Source organism: Rhodohalobacter sulfatireducens, from assembly GCF_022012475.1.
In the GTDB taxonomy this organism is placed as follows: Bacteria; Bacteroidota; Rhodothermia; order Balneolales; family Balneolaceae; genus Rhodohalobacter; species Rhodohalobacter sulfatireducens.
Genome location: NZ_JAKLWS010000028.1, coordinates 1 through 17039 on the forward strand (window position 1 = coordinate 1; position 17039 = coordinate 17039).

A 17039-nucleotide genomic window follows, 5' to 3' on the forward strand; every position below is an offset into this window, starting at 1 on the left:
AGCCTGAGACAGTTCCCGGTTTGTTCAAGCAGGGGTTGAATTTTGAAAATTACGCCAAATCTGACCATACATTCGAAAAACAAAGATTCTTTCCACTTTAAAAACGTTTTGGACAGCTATGATCGCATAACAAAAGAATGGATGCAGATTTTACACAGTCTAAAATTTTTGGGGCATGCCAGAAGAAAATCGTGTGAAAACTCTTTTACATCTCCCTCTCAATAGATTGCAAAATTTGTCTGATGCGGGTATTGTTGGGATTCAATTCCTGAAGACGCCTTGCCTGCTCAAGTGCTTTCTCGTACTGTTCCTGTTGCATATAAAGCGTCAGCAGTCCGTATCGATAGTCCCCGTTTTCCGGCTCCAGTTCTATCGCCTCAAGATATGCAGACTCGGACTGTTCAGGTCGATCAAGCGTTTGGTTGGCAATAGCAAGGTTATAAAAAATTCTGCTTTGATCAGGATTAAGTTCCGATGCGCTTTCAAAATATGGAATAGCTTCTTCCAGCCGCTGCTCTTCAGCCAAAAGCAGTGCAAGGGAATAATGAGCTTGACCAAATTCCGGCTCCTGTTCAATCACTTCTCTTAAAAGTTGTTCAGCTTCAGCGTTTTGCCCTTGCCCATTATAAAGGTAAGCCAGGTTTATGCGTGCCGGATTAAACTTATTGTCTCGTTTCAGAGCACCTTTATATGCCTCAATTGCCTTGTCTATCTCACCCTGTTGTTCATAAAATTGGCCCCGGTTCATCTCTCCCTGAGGAAAATATCTATTAACCTCCAGGTAGTCTTTATACTCCTGTAAAGCATTTCGAAAATCAGCTTTGTATGCATTTCCAAAATCTTCTGCAGAATATGAGGTCAGGCTTTGCATGGCCGACATACGCACCGCTTTTAATGAATCGGTAAGATTTTTTCTGAGCACAAGTGTTCTCATCTCCGCAGGAAGATTCTGAACGGCTTTCGCTGCGCTATTTCTTATGAGAGGCGATTCAGATTCCAGTGACTCCCGAATCAGATCCGTAGTTCCCATATTTGGGAAATGGCCTGCATACCAGATCGCCGTAGCCCGAATGATCTCTGGCTGGGAGGAATCTGCAATTAAATCGCTAAGCTCCGTTCGAGCACGAATCTCATTGGAACCCGGGTTATCAGCTTGCAAAAAGATATCCGTAAAATGGGTTGAATCATCCAACCCATACCAATCCTCAATTGCGCTCGCGGCCCATTCAGCAGATTGATCGGTATGGCAGTCGTTACATGCATTGGGAGTTCCAAATTGTGCACTTTGATCGGGACGCGGAACGCGGAAACTGTGATCCCTACGGTAATCATTGCCCATATAGGTCCGCCCGGTCATGTGACAGTTAATGCATTGAGACGCCTCCGTATTCGCCTCATGAAAATGGTGGTCCGGTGTGTTGTATCTCGGCTCGTGGCAGGTCATACAGAGCGTGTTATTCGTGAGAGGCTGTTTTAACTGCAACGTATGAGGGTTGTGGCAGTCTGTGCATTGAACCCCTTCTGCAAACATTTTACTCTGAAGGAAAGAACCATACACATACACTTCACCTTGAATCTGTCCATCAGCAAAATAGTTGTCCGGATGGGGAAGCGTCGGATCGAAATGATCCAGGTAATCATCACCGTGTACATATTCATCCGTTAATTTCTGCCGAAGCGAATGACAAGGTGCACAGGTATTTATTTCAGTCATCTGGGATGTAAATCGTCCGTTCAGGAGATCCCTCCGAATTCTCTCTTTGGAAGCTTCTTGTCCCTCGGGACTGCTCACAAAATCTACGTGTTCCCCTCCGGGACCGTGGCAGGCTTCGCAACTCACATTAATTACGGACCATGTAGTATGAAAGGAATCTGCTTCGGCAATATAATTTTCCTGTAGATTCGTTGAGTGGCAATCTGCACACATCGTGTTCCAGTTCATACTGGCACCGGTCCAGTGCAGCCAATCACCGGGTTCAGGCTCTTCATCGGGACGCAGCGAGAACCAACGATTTTCTTCCGTATCCCAGGCAATCTGCAACGCCTGCATCTTACCCTTTCCAAAATCAATCAGGTATTGCTGCAGTGGCTCCCAGCCAAACGTATAGGAGATATCATATATCTGCATTTGTCCATCCAGGCCCGGGGCTTCTACTTTGTACTCCTCTCCTTCCCGAAAGAAACGATAGGTGTACTCACCATCCTGGAACTCGCTGTTTTCAAAATCTGCTCTTACAGATTCCTCATCTGCCTCGGCAATCGCGTAATCGTGATGAGATCCCAACCAATCTTCCCACTCCTGGGCATGACAAGATTGACAAGTTTGCCCCCCAACAAACCGGTGATTTTGAGAGATGTCAGCATCCCCCCCTTCTTGCCCGGCGTTATTGTTTTGGGTGCAACTGTAAATGAGCCCAAAAATCACAAAGAGAGCGAAAATACCTAAAAGCTGAAGCGTTCTTGAGAAAAAAATCTTATGAAACATTGGTTAAATCTATTCCTGGATAGTATACACAAACACGAAATGGTTCAAAAATTAAGTAGAAAAATTTGATAGAGTTTAGTTACAGTTAAAAATCTGGTACCGAAGCAGGGGCTTCGGTACGAGTAAATAATCACGGCTCAGGCGAGCCGTGTTACGTAGATCGGCTCGCCTGAGCCGATTCATAATTTTTAATTCCACTTTTATACCCTCTGTTACAAATCCAATTTCTCAACAAGTCTTTCCGAAGCTCTGAATACATAACCGGCAGCTGCGGCTTCATCATTTTCCATTTCATCCACAAATTGGAGAATAGTATTCCTGATATCATCCGTAATCAAACTTTCATCAAGGGTTTCAATCAGGTTTACTGCCCTGAGTTTAACATGTCCGTCCGGGTTATCCAGTGTTTCTTCGATCAGCTCTATTGCTTCAGAGCTTTCCCCTGCTGCTAAAAGAGCCTCGGCTACAGCTACCCGGACAGTTCCTGAGGGATCATCTCTCTTTTCCAGTAGTTCTGATGAATACTCAGAGGCAGATTCTCCGCTGATTGCTATTCCCATCGCTGCCCAAAACCGAACGGAAGATTCGGAATGGTCTAAACGGGTGACTAATTCTTCCATATTATTTTCAGGTTGAAATGAAGCTATCTCCGCAGTTTCAATGATCTGATTGATCGGAACATTGTCCTCGCGAACAGCATCATAGAGCGGACGTTCTCCCCGAAGATCATCCAAAACTCCTTCAGGAATAAAGCCAAGGTCATTAATTTGCCGAACCCATTCGGAGTTTGCTTCACGTAAACGGCGCAGATCTTCTTGATAGGCAGGATCTTCCGCCAGATTATTCACACTATACGGGTCTTCCGATATCAAATAGAGTTCCTCGGCGGGTTTCGGCTCAAAAAACTGGCTCTGAATTTCATTCAGATTTCCAGCCTGGTACTCCTCCTCCCATACCTGCATGGTTGGTGCTCTCCATAAATAATTCAAATATTGAGCATATACTCGTTGCGGCATATAATTTCTTACATACAGAAAATCCTGATCGCGAACCGCCCTTGACAGATCATATCTTTCATCCATACGGCCCCGGTACAAGTGGACGTATTCTCGCGGTTCTGTTTCATATTCGCCAAAAAACGGTTCCCCATCCATAAAATCCGGTGGCTGAATTCCGACCAAGCTCAGCAATGTTGCAGGAAAATCCACAAAAGAAACCAGCCGTTCTGTTCGATTCTCTTCAGGTTTCAGATGTTCATATTTAGGTGGGAAATAAACAATCAGAGGAATTCTAAGTCCCCGCTGATTCATAAACCGTTTTGCGCCGGGCAAGGCTCCGCCGTGATCCCCATAATAAAAGATAATCGTATTTTCAGCTTCTCCCGATTGCTCCAATTCATCAAGGACCTGCCCGACCTGTGCATCCATTCGGGTCATCTGATCGTAGTAGTGAGCCCAGTCTCGTCGAACCGTCTCGGTATCGGGGTGATAGGGCGGGACCGGTGCATCAACCGGATCATGGATCAGGGTGTCAATCGGATCATGGAGCCTGCTTTCGTGAGTCGTTGTTAAATTTCGGATATGAAAAAACGGCTGGCCCTCAGCCCTGTCACTGTAATGTGCCTCCTGGCTTGATTCATCCCATACCTCCGGCTGATCGATCGTGTTATAATCTTTTTTCACATTGTTTGTGGTATGATATCCCAGATCCTGCAAATAGGCTGGGTAAAACCGGATATTCTCCGGAATGGGATATACACTGCGCATATTCTCCGTTCCCATTCTGTTGGCGTAGGTACCCGTAATCAGTGTAAATCGCGACGGTGCACATACCGGTGTAGTAGCGTATGCATTTTCATAGACGACTCCCGCATCAGCCAGACGATCCAGGTTGGGGGTATCAGCATAATCATCTCCGTAGGCCCCCATGAACGGACTGTTATCCTCACTAGTGATCCATAAAATGTTAGGCAGCTCTTCAGGTTCCGGTTCACCACAGCCGCTAAGCATACCTACTAGTACAATGATAGCTCCAACTGCTAAAGTAAATTTACTTTCAAACATGCTTTTCATATTACTATAATCCATTATTAAATGATTATTTACGATTTGAGGATCGATTTTACAACCTTCAACAACGCCGGATCTGTCTACTCAAGTTGATATTTCTATAATACCGATTTCTTGCTACTATCCATCAATCACTTTCTTTGTTAATAATCTCCTGCATCATATTCAAAACATCAGGATGATCATCTGAAATATTATTCTGCTCTGCCCGGTCAATTTCGAGATTGAAAAGTTCAATATTGGCATTGCTGTTTTCCTGGTTATTATACTGCACCGCTTTCCACTTTCCCTTTCGAACAGCTTTTCGAAATCCATCCCAAAAATCAAACTCCCAATACAAGTACTCATGGTTTTCTTGATTTTCATTTTCACCGAGAAGTGTAGGTACCATTGAAATACCGTCAATATGATGGTCAAAGGAAGCTCCCGTCAATTCCGCTATCGTTGGATACATATCCCAAAATGCTGAAATATGATCACTTTCAGTGCCTGCAGGAATTAACCCGGGAGCCCAGGCGATCATTGGAACCCGAATTCCTCCTTCATACAGATCCCGTTTTATTCCTCTCAACGGACCATTGCTGTCAAAGAAATCCGGATCGACTCCACCCTCCTGATGGGGACCATTATCACTTGTAAAAAAGACAACTGTATTCTGATCGAGCCCCAAGGACTTCAGCTTATTTAGAAGCCGGCCGATATCCTTATCCATTCGAGTAATCATTGCAGCCTTATTTTTCTCAATCTGTGGCCAGTCTTTATCTGAATAAGGTTCATCAGAGGGTACTTCCATTCCGTTCGGTTGCCGTTCATTATTTGCATGAGGAATCGTATATGGCAGGTACAAGAAAAAAGGAGTATCACGTTCTTGTCCGATAAAGTTCAATGCATGTTCCGTAAAACGGTCATGAACATATACCTCTTTCTTATTAGCATAACTCCCAATTCCCCTGGCATATCCCTCTTGTACAATTACGACTTCATTGGGCAGTTCTACCCGGCCTTGATTACTCCAAATATAGTCCGGCCAGTAGTTATGCGCCCGAATGTGGTTGAGAAATCCATAAAACTGATCAAACCCCTGGTTGGAAGGAACCCCCGGGCTTCCCGGATCACCTAACCCCCATTTACCGATCACAGCTGTCTCATAGCCTATTGATTTTAATAATTCAGCAATTGTGAAGTCGGAATCTGGTATCGGACCTTGACCATTTCCATTCATACTAGCATTACCCGGATGCTTACCGGTCAACAAGCTTACACGTGAAGGTGCACATACAGTGTTACCTGCATAATGCTGAGTAAACCGCATTCCCTCTTCCGCCATTTGATCCAGGTGTGGTGTTTTGATCTTCGCCTGTCCATAACTCCCCAGATCTCCATAACCTAAATCATCCGCTAGGATATACACAATATTTGGTGACCGATCTTGAGCACTTAACTGAGAAAATCCGCCGCTATGCACAAAAATGAGAAGAAGACAAGTAAAAATATTTTTCATTGCTCAGTATTTATGCATCTGTTTATTAGAATTAAGATCAGTTGATGTTTTACATCTTACTGATGACCGCCACCCAATGTCCATCACCGGGTGCCTTTAAATGAATGGAATTCCGGCTATTCAGGGACTGATTCTCTGTCCAGTTACTTTTTGATATGTCAAGCCATCGAACCTGCCATGAACCATCTGCTTCCGGCATATCTACATTTACATCTCCACCGTTTGTAAAAAATACGGCATATTGATTCCCTTGAATTCGGGTAAGATAGGCTTCATCCTCCCCACGGTTGGATATTTGTTTATGCCCCGAATCGGGTTCAGCACTGAAGATGTTAAATTCATCCAAAAACATTCGGGCACTTCGCAGTTGGGTTTTTGATAATTCTTGCAATCCCAGTCCCGACTCGGGTCGATGAAAACGGGCAGATGCAGCCCCCGCAAAAATCAACCTCCAAAACTTCTCAACCGCATCGATATTATCCCCGCCATGACGTCCCCCGTCGGCTCCATAGATCTTCACGCTATTAATGGGACGTGGCTCGGATTCAATATAATTTCTCACCCACAAGAAATTTTCCCAGTGGGTTTCATCGGTCTGATGGTTGTTTTGGGATACATCCAAAAAATCAAACCGATCAGGATGATCTATTGTTCGGCGATGTTCCTCTGCAGTAAGATCCCAGTCATCCCACATTTGGGTTATATTGACTTTCCTTTTTTCTGTATCTGCCCTGTCGCGAATAAATTCAGCCCAATAAATCGCCCATGCCTCTTCACCAGAAGTTTCATTATCGATGCAATACAACACATTCGGATACTCCATGGTATGATCCAGGAGCTTATTCACAAATTTTTGCTGGTATTGCAACACTATTTGGTTATTCTGCTGATCCGGCGTAGTAAAAAAGAAAGGCTGTTCATTCGCTCCCGGGTGTTCAGGGTACTCAGGCTGGAAACCGGAATCTTCATAATTGTAATTGATGTTGTTGGCCGGATTATAGGGATGAGGAGGCCAATTCTCCCTTGAATAATCAAAACGGTCCCAGACTTCAATTTGTACGATGATATCCATCTCGGACGTCAGGCGAAGCATATTTTCAAAACGCTGCCAATACTCTTCATTCCATTGATCTAAATCATACATTACGTTGGCCAATTTTTGAAATGGATATTCCTCAAATCCTCCGGAACGGCGATCGCTCATCGTGTTCCGAATGTAGTTACCACCTGCCTCCCTCAGTTCCTCCAGGTGTTCCCTTAGATTGGGCATTTGAAAAAGGTTATCGTCATCTGTACCGCCTAAAAGAATCACGGGCTCCCCATTGTACTGCCAGTAATATCCATTCTCCTGGTACGGTTGTATACGGTCATCATTCCCTTGTGCTGAAAGTGTGTCCCAGTTGAAACTGATGACTAAAAGAAATCCGAAAATCAGGTATGTTTTTGAAGATTTTGTCATTTCCTTTTCATGTAAAGACTCAATCATTTGATTTCATTCATTTTACTAGAATTCAAGATAAGAATTCGTTGCTGGGTGTCCCCACTTTGAAGGGGGATTTTAAAAGCATTCTCCTTATATCGTACTCACATTATTTAGCAAATTGGTTAACCTTTTACTCTAAGCAACATGAATGTTTGCCTGAGAATCGAATCTGGAATCAATCCTGTCTTTCATCGGGCTCAGCCCAAACCGGAACCGGAAATTCCCGCATGGGTCCCCGGAGGCGCGGATAACTCTCCCAAACATCCGGGTTACCTGTTAGATGGGGATCTCCTGTCTCTTCAAGCATTTCTGTAAGGCGATATCGAAGTCTTTCGGTAACCTCACTGTAATCGGGATTCAGGGCTAAATTAATGACACAACCAGGATCGTTTTCAATATCGTAAAGTTCTTCGGCCGGCCGCTTACCCACTGCCAAATAGAGATATCTATTGAAATATGGATCCTCGGCCCGGCTTGTCAAAACTTCCAAAGTGGGCGCAGCATCAATATCATGATAACCGCTGTGCATGGGAGATAATGTGCCATTCTCAATACGCCGGGGAGTTCCCGCGGGCCATCTTTCCGGTGCAAAATTTCGAATGTATAAATATTGATCGGTTCGAATAGCCCGCTGTGGATACCCCAAATTGTTCCACCGGGAGCTTGAGTGCCTCTCTCGTCCTGATAAAATGGCATCACGAGAAGTATTCATACTTCCCTCCTTCTCAGATCTGAGTATTTCCAACAGGCTTGTCCCTGTCATTTCATATCGCCCCTTATGCTCAACACCGGTCGCATCCAAAATTGTGGGCATGACGTCAACCAGGCTTACCAAGTCAGAAACAACTCTTCCACCCGGCACTTGCTCTCCCCACCGAATTGCCAGGGGTACATGAATGCCATCCTCATATAGATTTGCCTTAGCCCTGGGAAAGGCCATCCCGTTGTCTGATGTAACCATGATTAAGGTATTTTCTAATTCACCGATCTCCTCCAAAAAAGCAATGGCTTCTCCCAAGTGCTCATCAAACCACTCAATTTCCACCGCATAATCCAAAAAATCACTTCGCACCTCGGGTGTATCCGGCAGATAATCAGGTACTGAAACATGTTCAAGCTTTTTTCCCGATCTCACACCGATCCCTTTTTCGAACTGACGATGAGGCTCGGACGTACCCAACCAAAAATAGAATGGTTCACCTGCCGACCTTTGTTCCAAAAAACTTTGAAAGTTCACTGCGTAATCCGTTTCGTTGATCCACCGGTAAGGAGGATTCAAGGTTTCACCCTGAAAAGCAGGGCCGGCCGGATTTCTCTCCCAACCACTAGCTTCCCAGTCACCCGGTCCCCACCCCTTTCCGGTGTACCCAACATGGTATCCTGCCTCTTGGAGCAGATCAGGAAGCAATGTAAACTTATTGGGAAAGTAACTGGCATGTGTACCCGCTTCCTCGAGCTGCCATGGATATCTGCCCGTTAGGATTGCTGCACGGGAGGGACTGCAGCCCGGTGACGCCGAAAACGCATTTGTAAACAAAACTCCTTCATCAGCGATGCGATCAAATGCAGGGGTATCGATAAATTCACTTCCATAAGCTGAAGCATGCGGATAGGATTGATCATCACTGATCACAAACAAAATGTTGGGCCGTGAATCCCGGGCATCTACACCAACACCTGTTAATATTATAAATCCGGCGAAAAATAATTTTATCAAACAGGACTTAAAATTAAATACTTCGAAACAATGTGTGATATTTCTGATTCGGCATCCCATTCTAATTCTCGCTATTTACATCTTCCGCCCACTGCTGCCATTGGGCTTCTAATAAATTCACCGTATCCGGATATTCATCAGCAAGATTTACTGTTTCTGTAAGATCAGTGCGCCGGTCATAAAGCTCCCAATCCTCGCCCCATTGCACCAACTTCCAATTCTCGGTTTGAACCGCTCTACCTTCGTTCCATTCATAAAATAGAGGCTTATTTCGTTCAATTGAATCTCCTTGAAACAGAGGCAGCAGGCTGACTCCCTCCATCGGGTACAGTTGTTCGTCTTTATATCTCTCTGGGTATGATCCACCACTTACCTCAACAAAGGTTGGCATCATATCTATAAAGTGAAGCAAACTATGGTTAATCTGTCCCCCTTCCGTAATTACATTCGGCCAGTGGACAATAAAGGGCGTTGCCGTCCCGCCTTCGTGAGAGTAGTTTTTATACAAACGAAAGGGAGTATTCGCCACATTCGCCCAGTCCTCTTTTAAAGATGCCCATCTTGTCATTGAACCAATTTCTCCATCGCCAATCTCAACCACCTCGGCCGAAGCCCCGTTATCTGAGGCAAACATCAACAGAGTGTTATCCAGCTCATCCCTTTCTTCCAGGTATTGCAGAATCCTGCCGATATTTTGATCCATCCGGTCGATCATGGCAGCATAAACCTGCATCCGGCGAACCTGGTCAGCTTTTGTTGAGTCGTTAAGAGCTTCCCATTCACGAAAAGTGGGTTCCGATCGAGGGAATCGCTCATCGAGAAGCCCCATTTGAAGCTGACTCTCATAACGATCTGATGCAATCTTCTCGTAACCCACTTCATAAACTCCCTCATATTTCTCGATCGATTCTTCGGGTGCATGCAAAGGATCATGCGGAGCCTGTAATGATAAGTAGAGCAGAAACGGATCCGCATCATTTTCATATCGTCCAAGCAGCTCCAATGCCCAATCAGTCCAGGTGTCTGTACCGTAGTAATTTTCCGGGGGTGTATACGGTTCGGCTAATGAATCATCAAATACAAATGAACGCGGGTATGCCCACTCTTTTTGGGCTGGTGGACCCGGATCGAATGACCGCTGTTCCCCGGGGTTAAAGTAGTTAGCCGCTCCATCCCGTAATCCCCAGTAGTGATCAAATCCCCATTCATGCGGATTGTCTGTTCCGTGATGTTTTCCCACAAAAATTGTTTTATAGCCAGCATTTTTCAAGACTTCACCAAACATCACTGCATTGGATAAACGATCCGGTGATTCACTCATGCCAACTCGTTGTGCATATTGACCCGTCAGCAGCGAGGCCCGTGATGGAAAACATTTACTCGTATTGTGCATTTGTGTGAACCGGATGCCGTTTTCAGCCAGGCGATCCAGGTTGGGGGTTTCAATTTCTGATCCGTATGCCCCAATGTCTGAATAACCGAGATCATCGGCTAAAATTAGTACAATATTTGGAGGTCTGTTTTGATCGGGAGTGCATCCGGTTGCCAGTAAGAACAAGAGAATACCTACCACTAAAATCGAGAAACTATTAAGTGCCCTGCTAATTAATCGCTTCATAAGATTTTTAATTCTATTCCCGTTCTGCCAGTTGGTCTTTCACTTCAACCAGGTTTTCTTTGTGCTTTTCAACCATTTCCCGGATTTCTTCTAACATCTCTGGATGTTGATCCGTTACATCATACTTTTCTCCCGGATCTTCACTTAAATCAAACAACAAGGGCGTTTCCAGCACTTGTTTCTCTTCAAACTGACCGTAAGCTCCTTCAATAATAAAGTGTGCTTTAAAATTATCTTTCCGAGCCGCATACAACGTAGCTCCCCGATAAAACAACATTTCATTTCGGGGAGAATCATCTTCGCCCATCAACACAGGAGTTAAGTTGAATCCATCAATGATGCGGTCATCCGGCAGGTCACCCCCAACCAGATGACTTATCGTGGGAAAAATATCCAGGCTACTTCCAATATCTGTTACTATTTCGGGTTTGATAGTCCCGGGCCACCAAAAGATCGCGGGTACACGCATGCCTCCCTCCCAGGTCATGCCTTTGCCTGCACGCAGCTGACCGGCACTTCCCCCATGAGTTCTGAATACTAGCCAGGGGCCGTTGTCCGACGTAAAAATCACTAAGGTTTGCTCTTCAATCTCAAGTTCTTTCAATTTTTTTATGATCTGACCAACCCCGTGATCAATCTCTTCTATCACATCTCCATACAGTCCCGCATCGCTGTGTCCGGTAAACTCTTCAGATACAAAGAGTGGAATGTGCGGAAGGCTGTGCGCCAGGAACAGGAAAAAGGGTTGATCATGATTTTCCTCGATAAACGAGATGCTCTCCTGCGTATATCGGCGGGTGATGGTATTTTGATCTGCAGGGCGTTCAATAATTTCAATGTTACGCATCAGGGGTACATTGTAATATTCTATAGGAATGTGTTCATCAGCGTATTCCCAATAGGACGGTTTATCTGCAGTGGCATCCATATCGTTGGAGTAGGGAATTCCATAATAGGTGTCAAATCCATGATTTGTGGGTAGATATTGCTCACGGTGACCTAAATGCCATTTCCCGATCATCGCCGTTTGATATCCCGCTTTTTTTACCTGTTCGGCTATCGTTATTTCCCGGTCAGGCAATCCACCCTTAGAATCCGGGAACAGAACTCTGGTTACATCACTGGCCATTCCGCTACGCACCGGGTAACGTCCCGTTAGAAGTCCGGCACGACTGGGTGTACAAACACTGGCTGCCGAATAGAAATTGGTCCACTTTTGTCCCTCTGTTGCCATTTTATCGAGATGCGGAGTTCGAATATTCGGAGAGCCGAACGAACTTAAATCTCCATATCCCTGATCATCCGTAAAAATGATAATGATATTTGGTTTTGATTTCTCAGTACTTTGAGCAAGAGATGTTGAAAATGGGTAAAGGCCAAGAAGAGCAATCAGGACTGTTATGAATATTTTCATGACGGGGATAGATTTTAATCTGAATTCGGCTTTAAAAAACTATTTGATTTTGAAGGATTCACTGCAACATTTAAAATAATCGAGTATGTCAAAAAACATAATCAAAAGAGTAGTGTTAGACTTAAAAAATCCCGGACAATCGCCACGCCACGCATAACGGTGTCTGTCAAACAGGTGTTACGATACGACAACATATATGCTTGAAGTAATAGATCTGGTGATTATCACTTCTACCATTAATACACACAGAATGCGGGATAGTATTATGGATAGACTCTAATCCTCTGTCTCTTCCAGCTCCTCATCATTTTCAGAATCTGCATCTTCATCCTCACTCTGGTAAACATCAGCTTCAGGGTTTCCAGCAGTCATCAGGTATGCCATCAGGTCTCTCAGTTCATCGGGATTCAATGAATTTATTAAGCCCGGAGGCATCTGAGATATTTCAGCTTTTTCAATGGATGAAACTTCGTCACGTGCCACAAGGATTGGTGGCTGATCGATATTCTGCGTATAAATTTCAACGGTATCCCGGCGTTTAACAATTTGTCCGGTATGTGAATCTCCATTGTTCATCTTCACCATATAACTACTGTACTGATCGGAAATAGACCAGCTCGGATGAATAATCTCTTCCAATATTCCAACTCTGTTAAATCGATTACTGACACTACTCAAATCAGGGCCAATATTCCCTCCTAAACCACCCATCCGATGACAGGATGCACACGCTGTGGCATGAAAAAGGCTACGTCCACGTTCGAAACTAAGCTCATCATTTGATTCATCGTCATTACTATTTTGACCTTCATTGAGCACTGCTAATGCTCCGTCCACAGTCCAATCCCGTCCGGGTCCGGCCGGTGGATGAATTTCAAAATCGGGCGTTTGGTTCAGGCTGACCCCGGTCAGGTCAGATACTGCTTCTATCTCCTCTTCCGATGCATTTCGAAGTGCTTCATCACGCATACGTTCTAAAAATCCGGAATAGCTATTCCCTCCCATCCCCTGTTCAGCGGCCCGGTTGATAAATGAGAAGTATTCGCGACGCTGCTCAATGCTCCAACCGTGGGCCATATTTCTAAGCATAAATGCATATTCCAGTTTATGGATAGGAGGTGGATTATTGAGCATCTCCATAATGGTTCCACCATAATCTTCACTTCTGTTAATCAGTGCTGAGTCCCAATCAGGCACCGGGGGTGCTTTATATTCCTGTAAAAGTGCAAGGGCTTTCTCAATAACCCGGGGCTCCTCCAGGTAAACCAAAAGCCTGATCGCTTCCGTATTCACTCGTACATCATTATGGGGCAGCTGTTCAATTAATATATCCGTGATTTCGGATCGCTGATTATCATCGGGATTACCCATGCGCATAAACATGAGGGATGCGGCTCGCAGATATCCCAGTTTCTGCATGGGAGTCAGAGATTCAAAATTTAGCTCAATCAGCGAATCAATTGCTCGCTCTCGGTACTCATCTGAACCGGCTCGAGCCAATGCAACCAGGGACGTGATACGCGCCTGGGGACTGTCTTCTTCCATCGCTTTTTCAGCCCACTCGTCCACGGGTTGCCACTCAACGGCTACCCTTGCAGCGTGGCGTATGAATCGGTCCGGATGGTCCAGGTGTGGCCATGCCGTATCAATCGCTTCGGGATCTTGAGTTCCATGAAACGCTTCAAGGCGTATACGCAATTCTCGAGCCTCTTTTGCCCTGGGGTCTTCTTCAAAAGAATCAGCTTCGGTGATAGATTCATTTCCTGTATAGATGACCCGATAAAGTACTGATTCTTTATCTCGACCACCCGTCACAAAGTACAGGTAACCATCACTCCCGATAACCGCATCAGTCAACGGCAGCGGGGACCCGGAAAGAAACTCCTCAACCTCTGCCGAATAACTAGCCCCTTCCGGTTTGATATGAAAAGCATACATTGTTCCGAACGTCCAATCCAAGCCAAACAACGCCTGCTGATATTTTGCCGGGTATTTTGCTCCTTTTCCAAATAATAAACCTGTTGGCGACCCCGGGCCTACATTCACAATTGGAGGTAAGCTGTCCTCATAATACTCTTTCCATTTTCCGCTTCCACTCCTCCAGCCAAAATCACTTCCACTCACAGCGTGAATCAATCGTGTGGGTCGATACCACGGCATCCCCATATCCCATTCCATATCTGAATCGTAGGCAAACAGATCTCCATGTTGATTCTGAGCGATATCATAAGTATTGCGATAACCGATACTAACCATGTGCCAATCGGTAGCATCTGAATTTATACGGGCGATATATCCACCTGGTGCCGTAACCCCCCTGGCATGGCCTCGTGCATCCCAGTTACGTGGCAGTAAGATATCTTCTTCCCAATTCAATATACTGCTCGAGGTAAAGTCAGGTGGAGGGGTATGATTTCCATTTACAAGAAAGAGATCTTCATTATCCTGTGCTTTTATCAAAGCGTGATTTCCATGTTCACCACCGCCATCAGGCCCACCAAGGTATTCCAGGATATTGAAAAGGTCACTTTCATCATCATACTTCATTCTGAAGAGGCCTTTTCCGTTAACATTCACATAAAAATAATCATCCATCCACTGTAAGCCCTGCGCACCGGAAATTGGCATAATCAATTCTTCCGTGCTGACTTTCTGTTCATCAATATCATCGGTGATCTTGATACGAAACATCCCCTTCGCTTCTTGGTCAGAGGCGATCAAATGCCCTTTTGGGCCAACACTTAACGATACCCACGATCCCTGCTGATCTCGCGGTACTTCATAGATCTTTTGAATTTCAAAACCGGGAAGCGTCTCAATATTTTGTAAAACTGAATCTCTTTCTGCGTTCGTAAAACCTTCGTTTTCCTGCTGAGAAGTAGGTTGATTTTCATTTGTACCAACATACCCCATTAAAAAAATGGTAGACAATAGGAAGAAAATATTCAGATAGAATCCTGTCCATTTAAAATTCAATTTCATGTAAACCTGGTATCCGTTAATGTTTAAAAGTCATCCATTGAGATAGTGAAACTCTGGGAATAAATCTACTATAACGTCAAGTCGATTTAAATCTACTGAGATTTGACAATTTGACTGCAGTTTCGGCCTTTTCTTGGTCGGAACGGCCTGCCCCCAACCTTCGAGAGAGTGGAAAATAAAACTCGACTCCCTTTTGATAGAAAAGCAGGCTCAATGTAATTTATTCAATCATTTAATTCATCAACATCTCAAACGATCGTAAATATATTGTAAGTTCTAGCTAATAATTCGGTAAGGAATGTCACCGAACTTTTTCTTTCCATTGCTGCCATTTGAGACGCATCTCATCCAACAATTCAGAATATGCCGGATTTTCAGCTAAGTTGACACCTTCAGTCGGATCTGCATTCAGATCATACAGCTCCTCGAAAAGAGGTTGACTGTCTATGTATCTCAAATATTTAAAATTTTCAGTTCGAACACCCTCCGATCGCGGAATCTGGTCGGGGAAACTGTGGTGTTCGTAAAAGAACTCCGTCCGCCAGTTTTCCGGAGTATCTCCTTCAAGTATGGGTACAAGCGATCTGCCTTGTACTTCTTCGGAAGCATGTAAACCGCCCCAATCAAGAATGGTGGGATGAAAATCGGTCATAAGTACCATTGCATCCCTTGGTGCGCCTTGCTTCGAAATAGGCAGTCGGGGATCATGAATAATCAACGGAATGCGGATCGACGTTTCATGACCAAACCATTTGCCCGCAAGGCCACGTGCTCCCAAATACATGCCCTGGTCAGCCGTAAAAACAACAATGGTATTCTCCAACCTTCCTGATTGTTGGAGAGCCTTCATCATCTTGCCCAGTTGATTATCTATGCCTGTCACCAAGCGGTAGTATCGACGGATTGAACGCTGAAAATTCAGTGACTCAGGTGGACCCAGCCGGTATTCCCAGCGCTTACGTCCCAGCGAGTTGCGAATGAGTTCAGGCTGATTCCGGAAAAACTCGGGATCTGAATGAGGCGGTGCCGGCATCTCATCTGTATCATACAACACTGCGGTTGAAGGAGAGGCAGGGTATGGTTCAATGGGATGGAATCCGTCTTGAACATGAGTCGCTTTAAACCCAACGGTAATGACAAAGGGCTGATCTTTGGGTGCTTCATTGATCATTTGAACAGCTTGATCTCCCAACCGGTCGGTCAAGTGAGTTCCCACACCGGGCTTTTCTTCCTCTGACCAAAATTGCCCTTGCCCCTCAAAAGACTGATCATTATCGAACATGCCCTCTGGTACGGGTCCAAGATGCCATTTCCCGACGTAGCCCGTATAATATCCGGCTTCATTTAACAGGTAGGGAAAACTCGTTTCAGCCTGTTTTTGGGTCAGTTTTTCAAATCCGTCAAAGTATATACCTGTTCTTGCTGCATATTGTCCCGTCATGAAGTTCCCGCGGCTTGTGATGCAGATCGCTGTTACTGCAAACGCATTTTGGAAGGTGATACCTTCTTCTGCGAGAGCATCAATATTAGGTGTTTGAATGATTGGATCTCCCTTAAATCCAAATTTTTCGTGATGAAGATCATCAATGTATATGACAAGTATATTCGGGCGGGCATCCTGTTTTTTAGCAGATTGTGCAGATACAGGTGTATTAACCAGACCCAATACAATCAGAGTGAGGAAACAGAAAAAAATATAGATTTTGAATGTGAGGTTAATCAGACGCAATTGATCATCGAATATAGTTTACATTGGATTTAATATTTAAA

The 17039-nt window shown here is 44.7% G+C and carries 9 protein-coding genes; all 9 read right to left on the reverse strand.

The annotated features are described in order from the left end of the window. Positions 1-205: 205 nt before the first annotated feature. Positions 206-2485, reverse strand: coding sequence for a tetratricopeptide repeat protein (locus tag L6773_RS16560; protein ID WP_237855567.1), 2280 nt, complete (start codon positions 2483-2485; stop codon positions 206-208). A gap of 212 nt (positions 2486-2697) precedes the next feature. Further along, on the reverse strand, positions 2698-4572 hold the full coding sequence (locus L6773_RS16565; RefSeq protein WP_237855568.1) for a sulfatase family protein: 1875 nt from the start codon (positions 4570-4572) through the stop codon (positions 2698-2700). A 109-nt stretch (positions 4573-4681) separates the two neighbouring features. Further along, the gene (locus L6773_RS16570) at positions 4682-6055 is read right to left on the reverse strand and encodes an arylsulfatase (RefSeq protein ID WP_237855569.1); all 1374 of its coding nucleotides are present in this window, start codon (positions 6053-6055) and stop codon (positions 4682-4684) included. Between the two features lie 49 nt (positions 6056-6104). Further along, positions 6105-7514 (reverse strand): hypothetical protein, encoded by a 1410-nt coding sequence (locus L6773_RS16575; protein ID WP_237855571.1) that lies wholly within the window; start codon positions 7512-7514, stop codon positions 6105-6107. Between the two features lie 199 nt (positions 7515-7713). Continuing rightward, on the reverse strand, positions 7714-9255 hold the full coding sequence (locus tag L6773_RS16580; RefSeq protein WP_237855572.1) for a sulfatase family protein: 1542 nt from the start codon (positions 9253-9255) through the stop codon (positions 7714-7716). Positions 9256-9316: 61 nt separating this feature from the next. Next, entirely contained in the window at positions 9317-10873 is a 1557-nt protein-coding gene (locus L6773_RS16585) for an arylsulfatase (RefSeq protein WP_237855573.1), read from the reverse strand. A 13-nt stretch (positions 10874-10886) separates the two neighbouring features. Beyond that, positions 10887-12287 carry a sulfatase family protein gene (locus L6773_RS16590; protein WP_237855574.1) on the reverse strand — a complete coding sequence of 467 codons (1401 nt, stop codon included), beginning with the start codon at positions 12285-12287 and terminating at the stop codon, positions 10887-10889. A 276-nt stretch (positions 12288-12563) separates the two neighbouring features. Beyond that, a complete protein-coding gene (locus tag L6773_RS16595; protein WP_237855575.1) occupies positions 12564-15269 on the reverse strand; it encodes a c-type cytochrome in 2706 nt (901 codons plus the stop codon). Between the two features lie 301 nt (positions 15270-15570). Then, the gene (locus L6773_RS16600) at positions 15571-16998 is read right to left on the reverse strand and encodes a sulfatase-like hydrolase/transferase (protein WP_237855576.1); all 1428 of its coding nucleotides are present in this window, start codon (positions 16996-16998) and stop codon (positions 15571-15573) included. Positions 16999-17039: the final 41 nt, after the last annotated feature.

Bases quoted from the DNA above. Each gene is read 5' to 3' on its own strand.
- L6773_RS16560 (WP_237855567.1), bottom strand. From the start codon at position 2,485: ATGTTTCATAAGATTTTTTTCTCAAGAACGCTTCAGCTTTTAGGTATT.
- L6773_RS16565 (WP_237855568.1), bottom strand. From the start codon at position 4,572: ATGGATTATAGTAATATGAAAAGCATGTTTGAAAGTAAATTTACTTTA.
- L6773_RS16570 (WP_237855569.1), bottom strand. From the start codon at position 6,055: ATGAAAAATATTTTTACTTGTCTTCTTCTCATTTTTGTGCATAGCGGC.
- L6773_RS16575 (WP_237855571.1), bottom strand. From the start codon at position 7,514: ATGACAAAATCTTCAAAAACATACCTGATTTTCGGATTTCTTTTAGTC.
- L6773_RS16585 (WP_237855573.1), bottom strand. From the start codon at position 10,873: ATGAAGCGATTAATTAGCAGGGCACTTAATAGTTTCTCGATTTTAGTG.
- L6773_RS16590 (WP_237855574.1), bottom strand. From the start codon at position 12,287: ATGAAAATATTCATAACAGTCCTGATTGCTCTTCTTGGCCTTTACCCA.
- L6773_RS16595 (WP_237855575.1), bottom strand. From the start codon at position 15,269: ATGAAATTGAATTTTAAATGGACAGGATTCTATCTGAATATTTTCTTC.